22 protein-coding genes are annotated in these 22,962 nt (G+C 44.4%); 17 read left to right on the top strand and 5 right to left on the bottom strand.

Annotated elements, in window-relative coordinates; all coding sequences use genetic code 11:
* Nucleotides 1-13 precede the first annotated feature (13 nt).
* The gene (locus tag MOC09_RS14005; protein WP_014115006.1) at nt 14-223 is read left to right on the top strand and encodes an MbtH family protein; all 210 of its coding nucleotides are present in this window, start codon (nt 14-16) and stop codon (nt 221-223) included.
* A gap of 43 nt (nt 224-266) precedes the next feature.
* Here the strand turns inward: MOC09_RS14005 and MOC09_RS14000 are convergent, their stop codons facing one another.
* The 3 genes from MOC09_RS14000 to adeR all read right to left on the bottom strand — a co-directional run bounded on the left by MOC09_RS14000 (nt 267) and on the right by adeR (nt 3,524).
* Nucleotides 267-944, bottom strand: a complete 678-nt coding sequence (locus MOC09_RS14000; RefSeq protein ID WP_268358013.1) for a YukJ family protein — start codon at nt 942-944, stop codon at nt 267-269.
* A 112-nt stretch (nt 945-1,056) separates the two neighbouring features.
* Nucleotides 1,057-2,193, bottom strand: a complete 1,137-nt coding sequence (gene ald, locus MOC09_RS13995) for an alanine dehydrogenase (RefSeq protein WP_268370879.1) — start codon at nt 2,191-2,193, stop codon at nt 1,057-1,059.
* Between the two features lie 101 nt (nt 2,194-2,294).
* On the bottom strand, nt 2,295-3,524 hold the full coding sequence (gene adeR, locus MOC09_RS13990; RefSeq protein WP_268358011.1) for a sporulation transcriptional activator AdeR: 1,230 nt from the start codon (nt 3,522-3,524) through the stop codon (nt 2,295-2,297).
* A 567-nt stretch (nt 3,525-4,091) separates the two neighbouring features.
* Here adeR and MOC09_RS13985 point away from each other — a divergent pair.
* The 9 genes from MOC09_RS13985 to MOC09_RS13945 all read left to right on the top strand — a co-directional run bounded on the left by MOC09_RS13985 (nt 4,092) and on the right by MOC09_RS13945 (nt 16,287).
* Nucleotides 4,092-4,385 (top strand): WXG100 family type VII secretion target, encoded by a 294-nt coding sequence (locus MOC09_RS13985; RefSeq protein WP_003220661.1) that lies wholly within the window; start codon nt 4,092-4,094, stop codon nt 4,383-4,385.
* 69 nt (nt 4,386-4,454) lie between these two features.
* Nucleotides 4,455-4,694: an ESX secretion system protein YukD gene (gene yukD / locus MOC09_RS13980; protein WP_003220663.1), complete on the top strand. Its 240-nt coding sequence runs from the start codon at nt 4,455-4,457 to the stop codon at nt 4,692-4,694.
* A gap of 14 nt (nt 4,695-4,708) precedes the next feature.
* Nucleotides 4,709-6,073: a type VII secretion protein EssB gene (gene essB, locus MOC09_RS13975; RefSeq protein ID WP_268358010.1), complete on the top strand. Its 1,365-nt coding sequence runs from the start codon at nt 4,709-4,711 to the stop codon at nt 6,071-6,073.
* Between the two features lie 60 nt (nt 6,074-6,133).
* Nucleotides 6,134-10,621, top strand: a complete 4,488-nt coding sequence (gene essC / locus MOC09_RS13970) for a type VII secretion protein EssC (RefSeq protein ID WP_268370878.1) — start codon at nt 6,134-6,136, stop codon at nt 10,619-10,621.
* A complete protein-coding gene (esaA, locus tag MOC09_RS13965) occupies nt 10,618-13,851 on the top strand; it encodes a type VII secretion protein EsaA (RefSeq protein ID WP_268370877.1) in 3,234 nt (1,077 codons plus the stop codon). The genes essC and esaA overlap by 4 nt, the downstream gene beginning before the upstream one ends.
* Nucleotides 13,852-13,882: 31 nt before the next feature.
* A complete protein-coding gene (essA, locus tag MOC09_RS13960) occupies nt 13,883-14,338 on the top strand; it encodes a type VII secretion protein EssA (protein WP_268370992.1) in 456 nt (151 codons plus the stop codon).
* A 63-nt stretch (nt 14,339-14,401) separates the two neighbouring features.
* Nucleotides 14,402-15,133 carry a (S)-benzoin forming benzil reductase gene (locus MOC09_RS13955; RefSeq protein ID WP_268370875.1) on the top strand — a complete coding sequence of 244 codons (732 nt, stop codon included), beginning with the start codon at nt 14,402-14,404 and terminating at the stop codon, nt 15,131-15,133.
* 196 nt (nt 15,134-15,329) lie between these two features.
* On the top strand, nt 15,330-15,860 hold the full coding sequence (locus MOC09_RS13950; RefSeq protein ID WP_268358004.1) for an HD domain-containing protein: 531 nt from the start codon (nt 15,330-15,332) through the stop codon (nt 15,858-15,860).
* A gap of 190 nt (nt 15,861-16,050) precedes the next feature.
* Nucleotides 16,051-16,287, top strand: coding sequence for a YuzF family protein (locus MOC09_RS13945; RefSeq protein ID WP_010329921.1), 237 nt, complete (start codon nt 16,051-16,053; stop codon nt 16,285-16,287).
* Between the two features lie 40 nt (nt 16,288-16,327).
* Here the strand turns inward: MOC09_RS13945 and MOC09_RS13940 are convergent, their stop codons facing one another.
* The gene (locus tag MOC09_RS13940) at nt 16,328-16,717 is read right to left on the bottom strand and encodes a DUF2283 domain-containing protein (protein ID WP_268358003.1); all 390 of its coding nucleotides are present in this window, start codon (nt 16,715-16,717) and stop codon (nt 16,328-16,330) included.
* Nucleotides 16,718-16,831: 114 nt separating this feature from the next.
* Here MOC09_RS13940 and MOC09_RS13935 point away from each other — a divergent pair, with 114 nt between their 5' ends.
* From MOC09_RS13935 to pdeH, 7 genes are all read left to right on the top strand, one after another.
* A complete protein-coding gene (locus MOC09_RS13935) occupies nt 16,832-17,941 on the top strand; it encodes an AI-2E family transporter (RefSeq protein WP_268358001.1) in 1,110 nt (369 codons plus the stop codon).
* Between the two features lie 59 nt (nt 17,942-18,000).
* Entirely contained in the window at nt 18,001-18,222 is a 222-nt protein-coding gene (locus MOC09_RS13930; RefSeq protein ID WP_268358000.1) for a spore germination protein, read from the top strand.
* 73 nt (nt 18,223-18,295) lie between these two features.
* Entirely contained in the window at nt 18,296-18,544 is a 249-nt protein-coding gene (locus tag MOC09_RS13925) for a YueH family protein (RefSeq protein ID WP_268357999.1), read from the top strand.
* Nucleotides 18,545-18,614: 70 nt separating this feature from the next.
* The gene (locus tag MOC09_RS13920; RefSeq protein WP_268357997.1) at nt 18,615-19,013 is read left to right on the top strand and encodes a YueI family protein; all 399 of its coding nucleotides are present in this window, start codon (nt 18,615-18,617) and stop codon (nt 19,011-19,013) included.
* Between the two features lie 96 nt (nt 19,014-19,109).
* Nucleotides 19,110-19,661, top strand: a complete 552-nt coding sequence (locus MOC09_RS13915) for a cysteine hydrolase family protein (RefSeq protein WP_268370874.1) — start codon at nt 19,110-19,112, stop codon at nt 19,659-19,661.
* Between the two features lie 15 nt (nt 19,662-19,676).
* On the top strand, nt 19,677-21,149 hold the full coding sequence (locus MOC09_RS13910; protein WP_268357993.1) for a nicotinate phosphoribosyltransferase: 1,473 nt from the start codon (nt 19,677-19,679) through the stop codon (nt 21,147-21,149).
* Nucleotides 21,150-21,285: 136 nt separating this feature from the next.
* Nucleotides 21,286-22,515, top strand: a complete 1,230-nt coding sequence (gene pdeH / locus MOC09_RS13905) for a cyclic di-GMP phosphodiesterase (RefSeq protein WP_268357991.1) — start codon at nt 21,286-21,288, stop codon at nt 22,513-22,515.
* On the opposite strand, the gene MOC09_RS13900 is transcribed toward pdeH, so the two are convergent.
* Entirely contained in the window at nt 22,491-22,859 is a 369-nt protein-coding gene (locus MOC09_RS13900) for a hypothetical protein (protein ID WP_268357990.1), read from the bottom strand. The genes pdeH and MOC09_RS13900 overlap by 25 nt on opposite strands.
* Between the last annotated feature and the right edge of the window lie 103 nt (nt 22,860-22,962).

The following is a 22,962-nucleotide window of genomic DNA, read 5'->3' as shown; positions in this document are numbered from 1 at the left end:
GGGGAAGCAATAGATGGCAAATCCTTTTGAAAATGCGGATGGCACATATTTGGTGCTGATCAATGAAGAGGGCCAGTATTCCCTATGGCCCGGTTTTATCGATGTGCCGAGCGGCTGGACAGTCGTTCACGAGCAAAAAGGGCGTGAAGCTTGTCTGGACTATATCCAATCGCATTGGAGCGATATGAGGCCAAATAGCTTAAAGCCTGTTGAAAATGTGTAATCGAATAAAAAAGAGACTGCTTGCTGCAGTCTCTTTTTTTATCTTACGCAGGTGTTTGGGTATGATCACAATCTCTGACCGGGTTTCCGTTTTCATCCGTACACCAAGATTGGGATAAAAACGCTAAAAACACAGCGGCCCACTGATCGGCAAATTGAATCAGAATGCCTCCGTCATGCCAAGAGCCGTTGTCTTTTTTCCAGCGGGTATCCATTGCATTCCCTTGATTCATATGGATATTGTGCATGCCGTTGGTCGGGGTAAAACCGAATATCTTATCTGGAGCCTGTTCGGGCCCGAATTTTGAGCCGAAAATATAAACTGGCGCTTTCTCGTCTTTCGCTTTCTTCATATACGTTTCAATAAAATCATTTAAATCATTATCAGGCCCCGTGATTTCATGCGGCAAAGGCTTCATGTCCCGCGGGTCGAACAAATTCCCCCGCACATAATCCAGCGCCACTTCACGATTTGCTTCATTGATCCTGGTATATCCATACGGCATGTTCGGAAGGATCGTAATCGAGCTTGAATCAAACTGATCGTCAGCCAAATACAATACTTCAGATTCCTCAGAACTTGACATCACATTGATGGCGCACCTGTAATACGTATTCTCTTCACCGAGCACCTTGACTTGGAAATGAGGACTGTCATCATCGGTTTCACGCTTCATGTCTAAGACAATGCCTTTTAACACGCCATATTGCTGAACAGCCATATGAATCCTCCTTTATGATCAACTTCATAGCTTTAGTTCGTGAAATGGTCTCTTTTTTCCTTTTAAAAGATAAAAAAAGCCTGCAGAAATCTTTCTGCAAGCTCAATGTGAATTAAGCACCTGCCACAGATGACTCATCTTGTAAAGCTTTCTCGGCAGGGACATACTCATATCCTAAATCTTTTGCGACAGCTTCATAGGTCACGTGTCCGTTTGCTGTGTTTAAACCTGCTCTCAGTGCCGCATTGTCTGTGAGCGCTTTCAATGCCCCTTTGTTAGCGATTTGCAGCGCGTATGGAACAGTAACGTTAGTCAGCGCGATGGTTGATGTGCGAGGGACAGCACCCGGCATGTTTGCCACAGCGTAGTGAACAACACCGTGTTTTTCATATGTCGGCTGATCATGGGTCGTAATGTGGTCGACAGTTTCGACGATGCCGCCTTGGTCGATCGCAACATCGACAATCACTGAACCAGGTTTCATTTGTTTTACCATTTCCTCAGTCACAAGAGTCGGAGCTTTAGCCCCCGGAATTAAAACCGCGCAAATGAGAAGATCCGCTTCTGCCACAGCATCTGCAATATTGACCGGATTCGAAATTAACGTTTTGATTTGATGGCCGAAGATGTCATCAAGCTGGCGCAGGCGGTCTGCGTTTAAGTCGATGATGGTCACATCTGCACCGAGGCCGACAGCCATTTTGGCCGCGTTTGTGCCGACAACGCCTCCTCCGATAATCGTTACTTTTCCGCGGGAAACGCCTGGCACGCCGGCAAGGAGAATGCCTTTTCCGCCTTTAGGTTTCTCTAAAAATTGCGCTCCGATTTGCGCTGCCATTCTGCCTGCAACCTCTGACATTGGCGTCAGGAGCGGCAATGTCCGGCCGTCACTAACCGTTTCATAGGCGATGGCCGTAACCCCTTTATCTTTCAAGGCCTGTGCAAGCTCAGGCTCAGCAGCTAAATGAAGGTACGTAAACAGCACAAGTCCTTCGCGGAAGTAGACATATTCTTCCGGCAGCGGTTCTTTGACCTTCATGACCATTTCGGCGTCCCACACCTGTTTAGCATCAGCGATGATTTCCGCTCCAGCTGACTCATAGGCTTCATTTTCAAATCCGCTTCCAAGGCCCGCGCCTGTTTCAACCAGCACCCGGTGGCCGTTTGAAATAAGCTGAGAAACGCCCCCAGGTGTTAGTGCGACGCGGTTTTCATTGTTTTTTATCTCTTTAGGAACCCCTATGATCATATCTGTCTCCTCCTGTATCTGTGATGTTTTTAGTGTAGCTTGATTTTTTGGAAAATTCTTTGTTTGAATAAGAAAATAAAAAAACATGGATTTGTGAAATTTCACAAATCCATGTGCCGAAGCTTGATATCTAAATAGATAGTGAATTTTTGATTGATATTCTTCAAATCGATTTCAGCGATCTGGCTGATGCGCTTGAGGCGGTAATTTAACGTATTAACATGAATATTTAACACCTTGGCGGCTGTATTCACGTTGCTGTCTGCTTCAATAAAACGCTCTAGCGTTTCTACCATATTTGACTGGTGGTCTCGGTCATACTGTTCCAGCTTAGAAAGCGCATAATTGAAATATCCTGTCTGCTTCCGTTTTTCATCCAAGACATCCAAGTATTGATAAATGCCTAACTCAGAAAAACTGAACAGATGTTTTGTCTCTTCTGCGAACCGCTCCTTTGCTTTTAAGACGGACAATGCTTCCTGATAGGAGCGGGAGACAAAAGAAATAGAGTTGTATATTCCGCCAAAAGCGATAGACACGTCTTCTATTTTATAACGCTCCTTCAGCTGTTTTTGCGTACTTAAAGCAAATTGCTTTAAATCTTGAAAAGGGTGGTCTGTTTTGGGCGCAGTTAAAATGATGAGTTCATTGGAATCCACTGTCGTCAGCAGAACGTGAACCTGCTGGGTCGTTTCCTGCAAATATTGCAGCTGCTGTTCGATTTTTTCCGTCAGCTCGCCGTTTATCCTGATGATCATAACGGAAAACTCAGAAGGGGCGGCCATTCCAAGCTTGTGGAACCCATCTGCCATGTCCTGCTCATGATGAATGTGACCGGTCAGCATTTTCCAGAAAAACTCTTGGCTGCGTTCTTCATTTTTCGTCTTCCTGATTTGGAGTTTGAGAAGCTTGTTTCTCACTGCTTTTGCCGCCATTTGCAATGTCATCAAATCATCGTCAGACAATGTTTTTTGAATCTCAAGCGCCCATATGAAGCCAAGCACTTGGTTGTTTTTCCAAATGGAAATTGCAACGCGATTGCTTAGTCCGACTTCATCTATTTGCTTTACTCTGATCGGCTGGTCCGTTTTTAAAAGAGCTGGAATCGTCCCGTCTTTCCACAGCTTGTTAATGACCTTCTCCGGTACTCTTCTGCCAATGATTGTAGCCGTTCGGGCAGGGTCTGTGCAGTCGCTGTGTGTGCTGTAGGCAAGCAGTTTGTGGTTGAAATCCTCTATGGTAATCGGGCAGCGCAGAACGTCGCTGATATGATCAGCCACATCTTCAAGTCTATCAAAACTGTATTTAAACGGATCATTGGGTATGGTCATAAATCTCCCTACTTTTCATGCTTGATTTCTCTTTGACATCTCATCTCCTTCCTTTTATTATGATTGTTGTTGTTTGTGAAAATCAACAACAAAGAGCGGAAGCCAAAAAACAATTATAGGACATACTGAGAGAAACACCTTACATATGATTGACAGTGTAATCGTCTTTTTACAGCGTAGTTGTATCCTTATATGATATAAAATCTTATCCTATTATTCTTCTAAGAAAGTCATCGGAGGCGAGACTGATTAAGGAAATAAAAAACAGAGCCTTTCAGAAATGGTGCTGTAGCATCAAATTTTCTGAAAGGTTTTTTTTGGGAGTTGGGGAATCATTTGGGTCTTTTGGATTATTCGGCGAATGAAGAGAAGATTAAGAAAATAAACCTACTTGTTTTACAGTATATGTCATTTTTAAGTGATTTGGGGTAAACCATTGGACTCATTTTGTAAAATTAAAACATATTTGTTTGACTGTACCGAAAAACTGTTTTTATAATAATGACGTTCTAAAAATAAGTGAATTAGCCCATATTTAGGCTGATGGCACAGGAGGTAATGAGGAATATGGCAGGATTAATTCGTGTCACACCCGAAGAGCTAAGAGCGATGGCGAAGCAATACGGCGTTGAAAGCCAAGAAGTATTAAATCAGGTTGATCGCTTAAACCGAATGATCTCTGATTTGAAAAGCATGTGGGAAGGTGCTTCAAGCGAAGCGTTCGCAGATCAATACGAGCAGCTCAAACCTTCATTTATCAAAATGTCAGATTTGCTTCAAGATGTGAATCAGCAGCTTGATCAAACAGCAAATACACTTGAGTCTACTGACCAAGACATCGCAAATCAAATCCGCGGATAACAGTATGAAAGGGAAGGAGCGCCTGATTCACAAGAAGACGGCGCTTTTTCTATGTAAGGGTGATCCTAAATGTATATTGATATTACAATAGATTTGAAACATTATAACGGCAGTGTCTTTGATCTCAGATTGTCAGATTACCACCCGGTGAAAAAAGTAATTGATATTGCTTGGCAGGCTCAAAGCGTAGCTATACCTCCGCGCGAAGGGCACTGGATCAGAGTGGTTAATAAGGATGCGGTGTTTTCCGGAGAATGCAAGCTGTCTGATTGCGGCATTACAAACGGAGACCGGCTTGAAATATTATGAAAGGATCTGGTTGAATGTCAGGTAAACAAAAATCATATTTAGAAAACCAATTAGAAGCCGTTGCCGAGAAAACAGATGCCGGCTATACATTTACCTTTCAGCGGGAAAAAATAAAGCTTCTGGACGGTCTCGAAGCCAACGTGATCAAAGATGTAAATCCATTTTTTCATAAAGAGATCGATGTGACGGATGATGAAGTAATCATCACAATCCAACCTCCTCCCTCCTATAAAGCATTCCGCTTCATGAAAGCTAAAGATAAAAAAAGCAAATGGCAGTTTGCCTATCAGCTTGTTCAAGCAGTGCAGCAGCACAATCTGTCGAGGCTGAATGTAATTGTCGCTCCTGAAAACATTGTATTTGATAAAGGGCTTACGCCTTATTTTCTCCATTATGGAGTAAAAGAAAGCATTCCTCCTTACGGGCGTGATGAGGAAAGAGTGTGGCGGGAACTGAAAGCTACAGCGGCTTTGGCAGTTGACGGCGCTTTTGCGTTTGAAGACTACCTGAAATTCAATGAAACGCTGACGTTCTCCGCAGAGGCTAAGGCGATATTGGATGCGGCGTCCTATGATGACCTGCTCGAGCTGATTCAAACCCATATTGACGAGCTTGAAGCCAAAGCAAAAACATACATACATATTCCGAGAAAGAAGTGGAACATCCAGCGGTATATCGGCCTGGGGCTCATAGTTTTGCTTGTGCCGGCCCTTATTTATTCAATGTATGCCTTATTTTTCGCCCAGCCAAAGCACCAGGCGATAGTGGACAGCAACCGCGCTTTCCTCAACAAGCAGTACAGTGAAGTCATCAGCACACTGTCGAAGTACGATGCGGAAAGCCTGCCTGAATCGGTGCAGTATCAGCTGGCTTATTCCTATGTAGAAGTTGAAAAGCAGCTTTTGGATTATCAACGAGATAATATTGAAAAGCTAGTAACTTTGCAATCTGAACCACAGCATTTTCTTTATTGGATTGATATTGGTAGAGGGGATTATAAAGAAGCAATTAGTATTGGACATAAGCTCGAATACAACCCATACATTTGGCTTGGTCTTTATAAATATAAACAGCAGCTTTTAGCTGAGGACAGTAACGATGAAGCTACTCAAAAAGAACTTGAATCTGTAGAAAGCGAACTTGATAAAGTAAATAAAGATAACGCTGAACAGAAAAAAGAATCGAACACTGATGCTTTAACAACTGAAACATCTGGAGAACAAACACAAACAGACGAAGAAAAACAGCAAGCTGAAGAGAAAGCGGCAGAAGAAAAAGCCGCAGCCGAGGAAAAAGCGAAAAAAGAAGAACAGAAGAAAAAAGAAGAACAAGAGAAGAAAGAAACAGAAAAGAAAGATGAGAAAAAAGATGACAAATAACGTGAGACATGAAACACAGGTCATCGCATGCTGCCATTTGGCCGTTAGGGGGTTCGCCATTTGAGTCTATTATGGGTTTTTTACCAAAATAACGTTCAAAAACTGAAACTATCTGACCTCCCATCGTCCCATCCGGTGACCATAGGGCCTGACGTGAAGGATTCCGTTACGATCGGCACCATTCCGTTTAAGAACGGAGTGATTTCTCTTCAAAGAAAGGATTCCGGCGGCCAATACGAAGTTTTCCTGGGAAATGATTGTCTCGGTACGATTGAGCCCGATACATCCTTTTCTCTCCAAACGGACGATCAGGATGTACGCTTGATATTGACGGGCAGTGAGCCTGAGAAATCCGTTTATTTTATGGGAAATCGAGATGAAATTGTATGTTCTTCTGAAAAAACGAATGCAGATATTTATCTAAATCCGCAAGATTTTGCTTTTGCAACACAAAGCACGTTTTCTTTGCTTCGCGTCGGCGGAAGCTGGTTGGTTCAGCCTGAAAGCGGGACAATCTTTTTGAACGGAGAGAGGATCACCGACAATACAAGGCTGCAGCCGGGGGATGAAATATTCTGGAACTTTACGCAAATGAGAGTGACAGACCAAGACCTTTTAGAAATTGTTCATTTCCCCTCATTTGAAACATCATTAACAGAAACGGTCAAACCTAGCACAGAGATGCAGAAAAAATATCCGCAGTACAGAAGAACGCCTCGTATGGTATACGATCTGCCGGATGACCGCGTTTCTTTCAGTTTTCCCTCTCAGGAGAGCGATCAAACCAACAGAGGGCTGTGGCTCGTCATTCTGCCTCCGCTTGTGATGCTGATCGTGATGGGCGTTGTCGCCATCATTCAGCCGCGAGGCATATTCATACTCGTTTCTCTGGCGATGTTTATGATGACCCTCATTACCTCGACAGTGCAATATTTCCGGGATAAAAACCAGCGGAAAAAACGCGAGGAAAAACGGGAGCGCGTGTATAAGCTTTACCTGGACAATAAGCGGAAAGAGCTTCAGGCGCTTGCTGAAAAGCAAAAGCAGGTTCTTGAATTTCATTTCCCTTCATTTGAACAAATGAAATACTTAACTAGTGAAATCAGTGACCGAATCTGGGAAAAGTCACTTGAAAGCAAGGATTATCTCCAGCTGCGTCTGGGGACGGGAACAGTCCCTTCAAGCTATGAAATCAATATGAGCGGCGGAGACTTAGCCAATCGTGATATCGATGACCTTATGGAGAAATCGCAGCATATGCAGCGTGTCTATAAGGACATCCGCAATGCGCCGGTTACGGTCGATTTGGCGGAAGGCCCGATGGGGCTCGTCGGTAAATCGCAAATTGTAAAAAATGAGATTCACCAGCTGATCGGACAGCTGTCGTTCTTCAACAGCTATCACGATTTGCGTTTTGTATTTATTTTTCATGAAGAAGAGTATAAAGACTGGGAGTGGATGAAATGGCTGCCGCAATTTCAAATGCCCCATATTTATGCAAAAGGATTTATTTATAATGAGCAAACCAGAGATCAGCTCCTGTCTTCACTTTACGAATTGATCAGAGAGCGCGATCTCGAAGATGACAAAGAAAAACTGCAGTTCAAACCGCATTTTGTATTTGTCATCACGAATCAGCAGCTGATCTCAGAACACGTCATTCTCGAATATTTAGAGGGACAGCATGAGCATCTGGGCATCTCTACAATTGTCGCTGCAGAAACAAAGGAAAGCTTGTCGGAAAACATTACAACACTTGTCCGCTACATCAATGAGCATGAAGGCGACATTTTAATCCAAAAGAAAAAAGCGGTCAGAATTCCGTTCCGCCTCGATCACCATCAGCGAGGGGACAACGAACGATTCTCACGGACGCTGCGGACGCTGAATCACCAGGTCGGCATTACGAATTCCATTCCGGAAACGGTATCGTTCCTGGAGCTCTTCCATGCGAAGGAAGTAAAAGAAATCGGCATTCAGCAAAGATGGCTCACGAGTGAATCGTCGAAGTCGCTGTCTGTGCCGATCGGCTATAAAGGGAAAGATGACATTGTGTATCTAAACCTTCACGAAAAAGCCCACGGTCCGCACGGGCTGCTTGCAGGAACAACGGGGTCAGGGAAGAGTGAATTTCTCCAAACCTACATTTTGTCACTTGCGGTGCATTTTCACCCGCATGAAGCAGCTTTCTTATTAATTGACTATAAGGGCGGAGGGATGGCGCAGCCATTTCGCAATATTCCCCACCTGCTCGGCACGATCACAAATATTGAAGGCAGCAAAAACTTCAGTATGCGGGCGCTTGCTTCCATTAAAAGCGAGCTGAAAAAAAGGCAGCGCCTGTTTGACCAGTATCAAGTCAATCACATCAATGACTATACAAAGCTGTACAAGCAGGGGAAAGCAGAAGTCGCAATGCCTCACTTGTTCTTAATTTCTGATGAATTCGCCGAGCTGAAAAGCGAGGAGCCTGATTTTATCAGGGAGCTTGTCAGTGCAGCGCGTATCGGGCGAAGCCTCGGCGTGCATTTGATTTTGGCGACACAGAAGCCGGGCGGCATCATCGACGACCAGATCTGGAGTAACTCGCGCTTTAAAGTAGCGCTGAAGGTTCAGGATGCTACCGACAGTAAAGAAATTTTGAAAAACAGCGATGCCGCAAACATTACCGTGACAGGACGCGGTTATTTGCAGGTCGGCAACAATGAAGTATATGAGCTGTTCCAATCCGCCTGGAGCGGGGCGCCTTACTTAGAGGAAGTCTACGGAACTGAGGATGAAATCGCGATCGTCACGGATACGGGCCTGATCCCGCTTTCTGAAGTGGATACCGAAGATATTGCGAAAAAAGACGTTCAAACAGAAATCGAAGCTGTAGTTGACGAAATCGAACGCATCCAAGATGAAATGGGAATTGAGAAGCTGCCAAGCCCTTGGCTGCCGCCGCTTGCGGAACGTATCCCGCGCACTCTCTTCCCTTCAGACGAAAAAGACCATTTCCACTTCGCGTATGTCGATGAACCTGATCTGCAAAGACAGGCGCCGATTGCTTATAAGATGATGGAAGACGGAAATATCGGTATATTCGGCTCTTCCGGCTACGGAAAATCAATTGCAGCCGCAACATTCCTGATGAGCTTTGCGGACGTATACACACCTGAAGAGCTTCATGTCTATATCTTTGATTTCGGAAACGGAACGCTGCTTCCATTAGCGAAGCTCCCGCACACCGCGGATTACTTCCTGATGGATCAGTCAAGAAAAATTGAAAAGTTCATGATTCGAATCAAAGAAGAAATTGACCGCCGTAAGCGTCTGTTCCGGGAAAAAGAAATCAGCCACATCAAAATGTATAATGCGCTGAGCGAAGAAGAGCTTCCGTTCATTTTCATCACCATCGACAACTTTGACATTGTCAAGGACGAGATGCATGAGCTTGAATCGGAATTTGTCCAGCTTTCCAGAGACGGACAGAGTTTGGGTATCTACTTCATGCTGACAGCAACGCGTGTGAATGCTGTCCGCCAGTCATTGTTAAATAACCTGAAAACAAAGGTAGTCCATTATCTCATGGATCAATCCGAGGGATATTCCATTTACGGACGGCCGAAGTTCAATCTCGAACCGATTCCGGGTCGCGTCATCATTCAAAAGGAAGAGCTTTATTTCGCGCAAATGTTCCTGCCTGTTGACGCCGATGATGATATCGGCATGTTCAACGGGCTGAAAGCAGACGTCCAGAAACTTCAGGATCGCTTTGCTTCAATGGAGCAGCCGGCGCCGATTCCGATGCTGCCTGAGAGCCTGTCGACGAGAGAATTTTCACTCCGCTTCAAGCTGGAACGCAAGCCTTTATCTGTACCGATCGGGCTTCATGAAGAAACAGTCAGCCCAGTCTATTTTGATTTGGGCAAGCATAAGCACTGCCTGATTTTAGGCCAGACCCAGCGCGGAAAAACGAACGTCATAAAAGTAATGCTTGAACACCTGATTGATGATGACACCGAAATGATCGGCCTGTTTGACTCGATTGACCGCGGCTTGTCCCAATATGCGAAGGAATCAGACGTCTCATACTTGGAAACGAAAGAAGATATAGAGCAGTGGATCGAAACAGCAGAAGACATTTTCAAAACAAGAGAAGCCATGTATGTAGAAGCTGTCCGCCAGGGAGACGCGCAAAATCTGCGATTCTCTCAAGTGGTGCTGATGATTGACGGGATTACAAGATTCCAGCAGACGATTGATACGAGAATACAAGACCGTCTTGCAAACTTCATGAAATCATATGCGCATCTTGGCTTCAGCTTTATCCCGGGCGGAAACCACAGCGAATTCTCAAAAGGCTATGACTCCTTGACGACAGAGATGAAGCAGATCCGCCACGCGATTCTGCTGATGAAAAAATCTGAGCAAAATGTCATTCCTCTCCCGTACCAAAGACAGGAGCCGGAGATTCAGCCGGGCTTCGGATATATTGTGGAAAACGGGAAGGAGCAAAAAGTTCAAATTCCTTTATGTTCTGCTGAAAGGGAGAGTGCTAGATGACAGAACAACGAAAAAACTTGATTAAGTTAATATCCGCCGTCATCATCATTTTGCTGCTGCCGGTTTTGTTTTTCCGTTTTATCGGAGACGATCCGACAAAAAAAGCAGTCAATTCTACGCGGCAAATTGCGGTGGTGAATGAAGACACAGGCGTATTGAGTGATGAGGTGAAGTCTGATGAAGAGGACAAATCCGCCCAGTTCGGCAAGGAAGTTGCGGCCGTTCTGGGTGAACGTCCCGATTATTCATGGACGGTCGTAAACCGAAGCGCGGCTGAAAGTGGTCTCGCATCAAAGAAATATGATGCGATCGTCTATATTCCCTCCGATTTCTCAAAAAACATTTTAAGCTATGACAAGGACCATCCTCAAAAAGCAACGCTCGAATTCAGCATTCAAGATAACCTGAATGCCGTCAACAAAGAAAAAGTGCAGCGTGAGCTTGAGGATGCCCAAAAGACAATGAACAAAAAAATGTCGGCATTATACTGGAACTTTGTTTCACAAAAGGTGGACAACATTAGAGGAGAATTTGACAACATCGTCAATAAAGAATCTGAATTCCAGAATGTCATGTACAACTTTTACAAACCAAGCTCTAATGATTTAGCCGGTGAAATCAAACAGCAAAAAGACTTAATCGACGAGCTGAAGAAATCAATGAACGAAGCGCAGGGCACGACAAAAGAAAAAGCTTCCACAGCGGAGGAAGCCAAAAACACGCTGAAAGAATTCATTGATACAGTTGAAAGATACAAAGAATACCAAGAAAACCAGAAAAAGCTGCTTTTGGCAGCCCAGGATTCAACACAGCAGCAAATCCACACAGGTCTGGATGCCATCCAAGCACAGCAAAAGGCGAATCAGTTCAGCGAACGCATGAGCGGATTGGCAACTGGGATCAGCCAAGCGAAGTCACAGCTTGCACAAACAAGTACAGTGTTGACAGATGCCCAGCAAATTAGGGAAGGGCAAGTGTCCCAGCAGGAACTTGGCATGGCGAAGATACAAAGCGATCTAATTAATCAATATCAGGCCGTATCAAGACAAACAGCATTAAAACAATTGTATGTTGAGCTTATTGAATCTCGTAAGGAACTCACTGTTGAGATAGGGAATCCAAACCCAGGGAAAGATGATGGCTCTGATAATGATGATAAAGATAAAGATAAAGACCCTAAAGAAGAAGATCCTGAAGAACTCAAAATTGATCTTGAAAAACAGCGTGAAGAACTGAAAAATATAGCTGCTGATGTTCAGGATATTTCAGACAATCTGAAGGAGCCTGAAAAAGAGGACACTACTCCAGATCCGGATACAAATTCCGGAAATAATGATGGAGACGGGACGATTCCAAATGATCAAAATGATAATTCTGGAGAAGACAATAACAGCAGTGATACCGGAAATGACGGACAAACGGACGGCAGTACTCAGGATCAAGACCAGCAGAAGGGAGCAGACGGTCAGGAGCAGAACGGCGATGCCTCTGATGGTGCGTCCGACAGCGGACAAACCGAAACGGGTACATCTGCCGAACAGACTGCATCTTCTGATTCAGCCCTTCAATTTATCAAGCTGGCAAATGAAGGCGGAACCGGAGATTCAGGTGATACCGGTAGCGGCGGAGATACGACGGAGCCTGGGGACCAAGATCAACCAGGAAACGACGACATTTCTGATATCGCCAAAGCAAAAGAACAGCTCAGCAAAGCGTCTGAGCGAATCAAGCAAATTGAAGAAGAGCTCAAGGAAAAAGAAACTGCCCATAATGAAGAGCTGAAAAAGAAGTTAGAGGAACTAAAAAAACAAATGGAAGGTCTTAATGATGAAATTGAAGACCTGAAAGACCAAGTGAAAACGCTCGAAGATAAACTTGAAAATCTTGAAGCGAAACGGAAGCGAGAACTTGAAGGTATTTATAGTGATATGTATAACGCCATTCAAGAACTTGAAAATAAAGATCAGCTCACATTTACCAAAGCAATCTATATAAGTAAAGAAAATATAGATACAGCAATGAAATACTATAAATATTTGTCTGTTTATGACTCTGTATTATCCGGTACGATTGACAGTGCTGCAAAAGCCGGCGCCATTAACGGCCAGCAGAGCAACGTCCAATCAGTCCTGGCTCTCTCACCTGCAGAATCAGCCAGTTGGGAAGATCTCAAAAACAACACAATGAAAACTGATGAAGACATCAATAGCTTCATCGACGGCATGACCAAATTTGCGGACGATTACAGCGGCTTTATCCGTGACTCTCAAGCAGGTGTTCTCGACGAGCTGACAAAAATCTCTGAAAGTGCCGCAAAAGCGTCAGAACAGCTAGTAACGGGCACCACGCAAGAAGCTGCGACGTTCAGCAACGACGGGCTGTCTGGCACTATGGCGCTTAGTGTTCAAGATACGGTAGGCCAAGAAGTGCTGCAAATGTCGGACATGATGGGTTCATTGTCTGATCGCCAGTCAGGCATTATTGAATACACGACCAACATGCAGCAAAGCGTCAATGATGTTCAAACGAAAGCCGACACCTTAAACAACAACTGGGGGAAAAATGTCGCTGCCACGAAACTCGTGCGCAAGGACGTATACGGCATACTCGGAAATACATTAGTAGACGGACAGAACAACGGCTATGTATATGATTACTTGGCGAATCCGCTTAAAATCAGCGGAGAGGTTCCAGAAGAAAAAATTCAGACGGTGCCGCCGGTCGTCATCCTTGTTATTGTGTTGATCAGCAGTCTGTTAATCGGCTATTTCAGCTCCTATTACCAAAATGCGCCGCTTCTCGTCAAAGGAGCGCTATTCGGAATTCTGAATATCCTTGTCGGATTGATGATCAGCTTGTTCGGTTTGAATATTTATTCACTGCCGGACGATCAGACGATTAAGTGGTCGGTGTTTACGATTCTATTGCTGGTCGCAAGCTCTGCCTTCATCCGGACAGCATTCAGGTTCGGATCGATCCCTGGATGGGCTGCTTCAGCGGCCATGATTCTATTCTACGTCGCGCCGCTTATTGATTTGATTATGCCGAACTTTACATTTGAAGATCCGGTATCGAAAGTATATATCGACATCCAGTATGGCACTGGGCATTTATTTGCAATGGGAATATCGGTTCTGCTGATCATTACGGTGATAGCCGCGGCTCTGCCGCTTATTATCCGGCTGATGGCAGAAAAAACAGCAGAAAGCGATGAAACGTATGAAGCGTAATCGCAGCATGGAAAAGGGGATCATGATTTGTATGCTCTCCTTTTCCCTTTTCATACCCTCTGCCGCCGCTGCCGAAACCGAAGACACTACAGATGTCGCGCCAAACCAATATGAGAAAAAAGACATTGAAATCGATACGAATTATTTGCATGAAGATACCTACTATGAGGAGAAAACAGAACTGCCTGAGGAACAAAAGGATATTACCTTTGATAAGCCGAAGGATGAGGATGCCGAGCTGATAAAAGATTTGTTTACATCAACGGATCCCGAGGAATCCAACACGATTACCGCCCAATCGAAACAGCTCGGAATTACCTTTGCTGAAAAACCAATGACAAAGGCATCCTCAACGGAAACAGAGGAAGAACAAGAAACATCTTCACTGCTGCTCCCGATGATTTATGTCGTGCTGATCCTGCTCGGAATTGCAGGCATTGTGTTCCTCATCCCAAAAGTCACAGCGCAGGAGAACAAAAAGGCATAGGCTCCCGTGCTTGTATTGAGTGTAAGCGGTACGTACAATAATAACGGAAGGAGGAGGTTTCCAATGGAACTTTTTATCATCACCGGAGCGTCAAAAGGACTGGGTGAAGCCATTGCATGGCAGGCTTTAGAGAAAGGTCATGAAGTCCATGCCTTATCCAGAACAAAGGCTGATGTCTCTCATGAAAAACTGACGCAGCATCAGATAGACCTCATCAATCTTGAAGAAGCTGAACAGCAATTTGAAACATTGCTTTCATCCATCAATCCGGATCGTTACTCGGGTATTACCCTAATCAATAATGCCGGAATGGTAACGCCGATCAAACGCGCCGGCGAAGCATCTCTTGATGAACTGCAGCGCCATTATCAGCTGAACCTGACAGCACCCGTGCTTTTGAGTCAGCTGTTTACAAAACGGTTGGCTTCATACAGCGGCAAAAAAACGGTTGTCAATATTACGTCAGGCGCCGCCAAAAACCCATACAAGGGATGGAGCGCGTATTGCAGCTCAAAAGCCGGGCTCGACATGTTTACGAGGACTTTCGGATTTGAACAGGAGGACGAAGAACTGCCGGTGAACATGATTTCTTTCTCACCGGGTGTTATGGACACTGAGATGCAAGCCGTCATCCGTTCTTCATCGAAAAAGGATTTCCACGACATTGAACGATTCCGGACATTAAATGAAACAGGAAGCCTTCGCAGTCCGGCCTTTATTGCCGGCACATTGCTTTCTTTATTAGAAACAGGCACGGAAAACGGCCGCATTTATGATATAAAAGAGTTTTTGTAGAGCAGATATTTTCTGCTCTTTTTTTTATAAAAAAGGCAACAGCCTGCGCATTTTATTGAACAGCCGCATATACTGACTGAAACTCTGCTTTTAGGGTATAACAATGATGATATGAAGATAAAATGATGTGACATAAGAATTGAGTTTCTCTGCAAATTATGTTAGGATGCTAAAAATATCTAAAGGAGGGGTTTCCATGAGAAAGGTTACATTAATGGATGTTTTCACCCATCCAATTGCACAAAAGTATCTACAGCGTTCAGGTGTGGCACATGCGATTGCCTGCGCTTATCATGCATACAGGATGTCTGTAAAGGCTGACATCAACCCTGATTTAGCTGCCAAAGCGGCACTGCTGCATGACATTGGCCATTATGAATGGTATACAGACGGAAAATGGGATTATGAGAAATACAAAAGAAATGACATTCATGCCATCAAAGGGGCGGAACGGGCACATAAGCTTTTGATTCGGCTTGGCGAGGAACCGAAAGCGGCCAAAGAGATTGCCCTTGCCATTTTGCTTCATACCGATTCCTATTTGCCTGAAGGCGAATTAGATAAAAACACGCTGCAGCAGATTGTCAAAAAAGCGGACGAACTTGATGAAGAGCCGGGCGGCCACCATCATTACCGCCAAATTGATCCTTCGACTGCACGCAAAAAAATAGAAAAGCTGGACCGATTAATCGACCAAGCCCAGAGCTCCATGATAAAACCCGTATAAGTCCCGCAGCTTACCCGGAACAGCGTCCAGCTTTCTCCGCTGTCTCCGCTTCTTGGCCATTTCCTAATACCCGCTTCAAAACATATTCTCCTAAAGTCTGTCCCCGCCCCCTCGTTTTATCAGGGAAGCCTGTGTCATTATCCATAATTACGGCATAAGCTGAGAGAAAACACACAAAGGGGATAAAAGTATGGTCAACCAAGGTAGTCCGCAACTGGTCTCTTTAGTCGATCCTTATGTCTATCAGACCATTAAAAAGCTCATCGGCTCAAGGTTCGTTATACAGACAGTACGAGATACGGTCAGAGGCAGACTGATCGATGTCAACCCTGACCATATCACAATTGAAGGAGCCCGAAACTCTGTTTGTTTGATCAGAATCCAGCACATGATTTCCGTCACCCCAGATTACAGTGAGCGGGTCTAACAGTGCTTGCGCATGAAAAATAGGCGTACACCAGGACGTCCTATTTTTCAGTTAAGCGCTGTAAAAACACACTGCGATACATCATTTCGTCAAGGTCAAAACCGGCGAATTCCTGATAGTCACCATCTGAAAAACAGAAAGTGACGCCGTACACTGTATAGCAGGAGCGGACTGCAGCATGCTGACGGACACGAAAATGATAACCGTCTGAATCTTTTACATACAACTGTGATTTCCCGGTAAATGGGGCACAGAGGTGTGCTGCCTCACCAAAACATTCGAATCCGGCAATTTTGCCGTCTTGGTCGATATCCAGCAGGATACAATCATTGACTTTAATCTCCTCAGACCGTATATTCCTGTTCCTTTTCGGAGGAAGAACATAGATATAAGCCAGTTCTGAATCTGTATCGTATGTCACTGCCTTCATCACCAACACTCCTTTCATTATATTAAGAGTTCTGATATGAGTTCATTTTTGTTACAATGATGGGGTATAAGTCCTTTTATCTGACAGACAAAGAAAAACTAGGAGGAACAAAGCTTGTTGAAATCAAAAGTCCATTTTTGGACATTGCAGATTTTATTTGTTTTGCTGATTATTTATGTAGCAACAAAAGTTTCATTTGTATTTCAGCCGTTTATTGTCTTTATCTCGACACTGTTTTTCCCGATGCTGATTGCGGGGATTTTGTATTTCATTTTTAATCCGGTCGTCCGTCTGCTTGAGAAAAAAATTCCGCGGACATTATCCATTCTATTGATCTATTTACTCTTTATCGGTTTGCTTGCCTTTGTTTCAGCGTCCGTCGGACCTGTCATTACATCGCAAGTGACCGGACTGTTTAACAATCTTCCTGATTATATAAAACAGATTCAGGCGCTGACAAAAGATTTGTCCCATTCTCAATGGTTTACCTGGATGATGAATCAGGATTATGTATCGATATCAAAAATTGAACAGTCATTGACTAGCTTTCTCCAAAACCTGCCGCAAAATATCACGTCCAGTTTATCTGCGGTGTTTGGCGTCGTGACAAATATCACGCTTGTTATTATCACTGTTCCATTTATCCTTTTTTATATGCTGAAAGACGGACACCGCTTTCCGCACTTAGCGGTGAAAATTCTTCCGGCTTCTTATCGGACAGAAGGCTTAAAGATTTTCAAGGATTTATCCGATACGCTTGCGGCTTATTTTCAGGGGCAGCTGTTAATCTGTCTTTTTGTCGGAACAGCGTGTTTTATCGGCTACTTAATTGCCGGGCTCCCGTACGCCCTGATTCTCGGGATTGTCATGGCGATTACCAATATCATTCCTTATGTCGGGCCTTTTCTCGGCGCTGCGCCGGCTGTCATTGTCGGTTTTATGGACTCACCGGCCAAAGCGCTGTTTGCGATTATTGTGGTTGTCGTCGTTCAGCAGCTCGACGGGAACCTGCTGTCTCCTCTCGTAATCGGAAAGCGGCTGAATACACACCCGCTTACGATTATTTTGCTGCTGATCGGAGCAGGAAGCTTCGGCGGAATTCTCGGCATGATTTTAGCAGTGCCAGCCTACGCGGTATTGAAGGCCTTCTTCCTGAATATTGTCCGATTAATCAAGCTGCGCCAGCGGTCACGCCTTGACGGAAACGAAAAGCCTGCCGAATAGGCGGGCACCAATTGCGCCTCTTTGCATATGATGCTGTAAATCAATGCGGAGGTGGGGAAATGCCTGCAATTGTAGGTCCGATTTATATTATGTCCATATCAGGTGATGCAGCGGCCAGCTTTGGAGATGTGTTTGCAATTTCACCAAAGAGCGTTGATCACACAGGCGCTGGATCGGGCGCGTTTCAATTAGGTGATTATATAAAGATCAATAATGAACACAGTAAAACCATCCTCAATGATGCTGATATCATTGATGAAACAGTGTCCTTTAACGGGTAACAGCCTTTTCAGAGAGGCTGTTGCTTTTTTTATTGTATAATATGGTTAGTCTTGAAATAGTGAGGTTATGTTTATGAAAATCAGAAAAGCAAATATCAATACGCAAACCGGAATGATCACGGACGTGTATCTGCATGAAAACAGAAAAGAACTGCGCACGCTTGTAGCGGTTCCGCAGCTGGAGTGGAGCACGATCATTTCTTATGAAGAAGATAAAGCATCTCTGCCTGAACGGCTGGAAGCTTCTTTGCGCCGGCATACAGAGGAAGGCCCGGCTGGTGAGCTGGCCAAAAAAATCATTCATTGGGTAACAGAAATGTAACGGCCTTTGAAAGTTTAGCTCCTGCCTGAACAGGTGATAATGAAGACAAACAAGACGGGAGGACGAGCCTTTGAGTGATGAAAAAATGGATCTCTATTTGCAGCAAGGAATGTATGGACCCTTGGAGACAAAGCCTGACGAGCGCCATTTGTTTTTAGGCTCATTAAGGGAAAGAGTGGTTTTGGCACTGACGAAAGGGCAGGTGCTCAGACACAAGCCGTATGAAGAAGCGGAGCATGCGCTCAAAAACAGCAAAAACATCACTCTTTTGATTAATGGAGAGCTGCAGTATCAGTCTTACTCTCCCTATATCCAAATGGCGAACCGGAACGGAGTGCACTTCAAGATCGTATCTGATCTTCAGTTTCATACGCCTTTAGGCCTTGTGATTGCTGCTGACATCGCTGTAAATCGTGAATCGATATATATTCAGGACGACATTTTTAACCGGTCAGTGCTGAAACCTTAAGAGACAAACGGACCGTTTGTCTTTTTATTCATGGCAATTCACTTACAACTGGAGATAAGATATAATGTTCTCATACTGATGGCGGGGAGGCCGGCTATGAAAAAAGCACTTATTTGTATTGATTATACGAATGATTTTGTGGCGAGTGACGGAAAATTGACCTGCGGGGAGCCCGGCAGAAGGATTGAAGAGGCGATCGTCAATTTGACTGAAGAATTCATCACAAACGGTGATTACGTCGTATTAGCAGTAGATTCTCATGAGGAAGGGGATCAATATCACCCTGAAACCCGTCTTTTTCCTCCGCATAATTTGAAAGGAACGGAAGGAAAAGATCTGTACGGAAAGCTTTTGCCTCTATATCAGAAACATGAACATGAACCAAATGTATACTACATGGAAAAAACAAGATATTCTGCTTTTGCGGGAACTGATTTAGAGCTTAAACTCAGAGAGCGGCAGATTGGCGAACTGCATCTTGTCGGCGTCTGCACAGATATTTGTGTGTTGCATACAGCGGTTGACGCATACAACAAAGGCTACCGGATTGTTGTGCACAAACAGGCTGTTGCCAGCTTTAATCAGGAGGGGCACACGTGGGCTCTTTCCCATTTTGCAAACAGCATCGGAGCGCAAGTGGCAGAGTAAGGAAGGGGAAAAACAGTGTTAGAGTACGGATTTAAAGATGACAGCCTGTCATTACATACAGACCTTTATCAAATCAATATGGCAGAAACTTACTGGAGAGACGGCATTCATGAAAAGAAAGCGATTTTTGAGCTTTTTTTCAGAAAGCTTCCGTTTGAAAATGGCTATGCGGTATTTGCGGGCTTAGAAAAAGCCATCGAGTATCTGGAAAATTTCAAGTTTACGGAGAGCGATCTGACTTATTTACAGGATGAACTCGGGTATCAAGAAGACTTTATTGAATATTTGCGCGGTTTATCGTTTACAGGTTCACTTTACTCCATGAAAGAAGGAGAGCTCGTTTTTAACAATGAGCCGATTATGAGGGTGGAAGCCCCCCTAGTAGAAGCGCAGCTGATTGAAACGGCTTTGCTCAACATTGTGAACTACCAAACATTAATCGCTACAAAGGCGGCCCGGATTAAAGGCGTCATCGGCGATGAAGTTGCGCTTGAATTTGGAACAAGACGGGCGCATGAAATGGATGCGGCCATGTGGGGAGCGAGAGCAGCATTAATCGGCGGCTTCAGCGCAACAAGCAATGTAAGAGCTGGAAAGCGCTTTAATATCCCGGTATCCGGCACACATGCGCATGCGCTTGTGCAGGCTTACCGCGATGAATATACAGCTTTCAAAAAATACGCAGAAACGCATAAGGATTGCGTCTTCTTAGTCGACACGTATGACACGCTTCGTTCAGGCATGCCGAATGCGATTCGGGTTGCCAAGGAATTCGGAGACCGTATCAACTTCATCGGCATCCGCCTGGATAGCGGGGATTTGGCCTATCTGTCTAAAAAAGCCCGGAAAATGCTCGATGAAGCAGGGTTTACAGACGCGAAAGTCATTGCTTCAAGCGATTTGGATGAGCATACCATTATGAATTTAAAGGCCCAGGGAGCGCGCATTGATGTCTGGGGTGTCGGCACAAAGCTGATTACAGCCTATGACCAGCCGGCTCTCGGCGCGGTTTATAAGCTCGTTGCCATTGAAGAAAACGGGAAAATGGTCGATACAATCAAAATTTCATCCAATCCTGAAAAAGTAACGACGCCGGGCAGAAAGAAAGTATACCGCATTATCAATCAGTCCAATCATCATTCTGAAGGCGACTATATTGCGCTTTATGATGAGCAGGTGAATGATCAGAAGCGGCTCAGAATGTTCCACCCGGTTCATACATTCATCAGCAAATTTGTTACGAATTTTTATGCGAAGGATCTTCATGAGCTGATTTTTGAAAAGGGTATTCTTTGCTACCAAAACCCTGAGATCTCAGACATACAGCAGTATGTACAGGATAATCTCAGCCAGCTGTGGGAGGAATATAAGCGAATCAGCAAGCCGGAGGAATATCCGGTTGATCTAAGCGAGGACTGCTGGAGCAATAAAATGCAGCGGATCCACGAAGTGAAAAGCAGAATTGAAGAAGAGCTTGAGGAAGAATAAAGAAAACTGGCCTTTCGTTCGCGAAGAGGCCAGTTTTCTTTATGGTTATATTATTTTTCATGTTTAGACAATTTTCGTCAAATTATTTGATATACTTAGGGGTGAATGCCGCGCGTATTGTAAGGGGGATAAACCAATGAGGGTGTTTGTTGCAAGACAGCCTATTTTTAATAGAAAAGAACAGGTTGTTGCTTATGAACTGCTGTATAGAGAGAGCGAAGAGAATGTGTATAGCGCTAAAGACGGCGACCAGGCAACAACAGATTTGGTGATCAACAGCTTTTTAAACATCGGAATTGAGAAGCTGACGGAAGGGAAACGCTGTTTTGTGAATTTCACGGAAAGCCTGATGTTTTCGAATCTTCCTACCTCCTTCAATCCGAAACAGCTTGTCATTGAAATCCTTGAAGATATACCGATCACGCCGGCCCTCATCTCAAGATGCAAAGAGCTGAAAAAAATGGGGTATATGCTGGCGCTCGATGATTTTTATGCAATAAACCCGCAAAATGAAGACTTACTGGAAAAGCTCATGAGCTATATTGATATATTGAAAATTGATTTCCTCAAAACAACACGAATGGAACGCAGAAAAATTTTGCAAACCTACGGCTGCAGCGGCTTGATTTTTTTAGCGGAAAAAGTAGAGACCAGAAAAGAATATAAACAGGCTGCCCAAGACGGCTTTCATCTATTCCAGGGCTACTTTTTCAGCGAACCGCGCATCATCAGCGGGCATGACCTGTCGACTCATTTCTATTCTTACTATGAACTGCTAAACGAATTGAGCAAAGAGCAGCCCAACATAAAACGTGTGACAGAGTACATAGAACGGGATTTATCATTGTCCTATCAAATCTTAAAATTTTTAAACTCATCTCACAGCCGGCTGAGCCAGAAAATTGAAAGCATTCAACAGGCCATCATGCTGCTTGGATTTAATGAAATCAAACGATGGATCTACATTCTTTCCTTTAAGGATTTAAGCAGAAAAGGGAATTCCAGCAAGCACGAAATCATTAAGATTTCTCTGATGAGAGCAAAGCTTTGTGAACTGCTGGCGAGAAAAACTGCCCGGCCGCAGCCTGCCTCTTATATGCTGATTGGCATGTTTTCTCTCATTGACACCCTGCTGCATAGAGAGATAGAGGAGATTATTCAAGAATTGCCTTTAATAGATGAAGTCGGGCAAGCGTTATTAGGCCATCAAAACGACTACTATCAAATGCTTGAGCTTGTGAAATTAATTGAAAGCAACAACTGGGACACTTGCACAGAATTAGGCAAAGAACTGGACAAAGAAGAAGCGTACGAATGTTATCTTGAGGCTCTGGAATGGTGTCATAAGCTTATGGACGCAAAATAATTGCGGTCTTCAGACCACCGCAAAGCAAGAATGATTCGGCTTTGCGTTCCGATAAGGCTGATGTAGATGCCGTCGGGATTAAAGACCGCATCCACTTCATGCCGGACGCCCATTTGTTTGACCAGGCGCTTTACAGATGGTTTATCTGACTGCTCGGCTGCGGTCAGGATGCGGCGCGAGAGCTCCCGCGAGCCCGCAATGCGGCTGAGAACGAGCTGCGCATCGGTGAAGAGCCCTGCTGCCTCCCGTGCTGAGCGGATAAAGGTATCTGTATTGACTGCGGGAGCAGGAGGGCGGCGTATCTCATACGGATAGGCGTAAAACCAAGGATAACGATATCTCATGGGAGCACCTCACACAAAAGGATGTTTCTATATATATAGATCTCAAATAGCCGAATATGACAAAGCGAAAAGGCCACAACTTTGATATTATCCCCTCTAAGTA

The organism is Bacillus sp. N12A5, assembly GCF_026790125.1.
GTDB lineage: Bacteria > Bacillota > Bacilli > Bacillales > Bacillaceae > Bacillus.
The sequence above is the reverse complement of the archived record's forward strand: the minus strand, read 5'-3'. Positions and strand labels throughout refer to the sequence as shown.

Coding starts and splice junctions, on each gene's coding strand:
- MOC09_RS13930 (WP_268358000.1), top strand. CDS start 18,001: ATGCCTGCAATTGTAGGTCCGATTTATATTATGTCCATATCAGGTGAT.
- pdeH (WP_268357991.1), top strand. CDS start 21,286: ATGAGGGTGTTTGTTGCAAGACAGCCTATTTTTAATAGAAAAGAACAG.
- essB (WP_268358010.1), top strand. CDS start 4,709: ATGTCAGGTAAACAAAAATCATATTTAGAAAACCAATTAGAAGCCGTT.
- MOC09_RS14005 (WP_014115006.1), top strand. CDS start 14: ATGGCAAATCCTTTTGAAAATGCGGATGGCACATATTTGGTGCTGATC.
- MOC09_RS13900 (WP_268357990.1), bottom strand. CDS start 22,859: ATGAGATATCGTTATCCTTGGTTTTACGCCTATCCGTATGAGATACGC.
- MOC09_RS13955 (WP_268370875.1), top strand. CDS start 14,402: ATGGAACTTTTTATCATCACCGGAGCGTCAAAAGGACTGGGTGAAGCC.
- adeR (WP_268358011.1), bottom strand. CDS start 3,524: ATGACCATACCCAATGATCCGTTTAAATACAGTTTTGATAGACTTGAA.
- MOC09_RS13940 (WP_268358003.1), bottom strand. CDS start 16,717: ATGAAGGCAGTGACATACGATACAGATTCAGAACTGGCTTATATCTAT.
- MOC09_RS13985 (WP_003220661.1), top strand. CDS start 4,092: ATGGCAGGATTAATTCGTGTCACACCCGAAGAGCTAAGAGCGATGGCG.
- essA (WP_268370992.1), top strand. CDS start 13,883: ATGCTCTCCTTTTCCCTTTTCATACCCTCTGCCGCCGCTGCCGAAACC.
- MOC09_RS13950 (WP_268358004.1), top strand. CDS start 15,330: ATGAGAAAGGTTACATTAATGGATGTTTTCACCCATCCAATTGCACAA.
- MOC09_RS13915 (WP_268370874.1), top strand. CDS start 19,110: ATGAAAAAAGCACTTATTTGTATTGATTATACGAATGATTTTGTGGCG.
- MOC09_RS13925 (WP_268357999.1), top strand. CDS start 18,296: ATGAAAATCAGAAAAGCAAATATCAATACGCAAACCGGAATGATCACG.
- yukD (WP_003220663.1), top strand. CDS start 4,455: ATGTATATTGATATTACAATAGATTTGAAACATTATAACGGCAGTGTC.
- esaA (WP_268370877.1), top strand. CDS start 10,618: ATGACAGAACAACGAAAAAACTTGATTAAGTTAATATCCGCCGTCATC.
- MOC09_RS13945 (WP_010329921.1), top strand. CDS start 16,051: ATGGTCAACCAAGGTAGTCCGCAACTGGTCTCTTTAGTCGATCCTTAT.
- ald (WP_268370879.1), bottom strand. CDS start 2,193: ATGATCATAGGGGTTCCTAAAGAGATAAAAAACAATGAAAACCGCGTC.
- MOC09_RS14000 (WP_268358013.1), bottom strand. CDS start 944: ATGGCTGTTCAGCAATATGGCGTGTTAAAAGGCATTGTCTTAGACATG.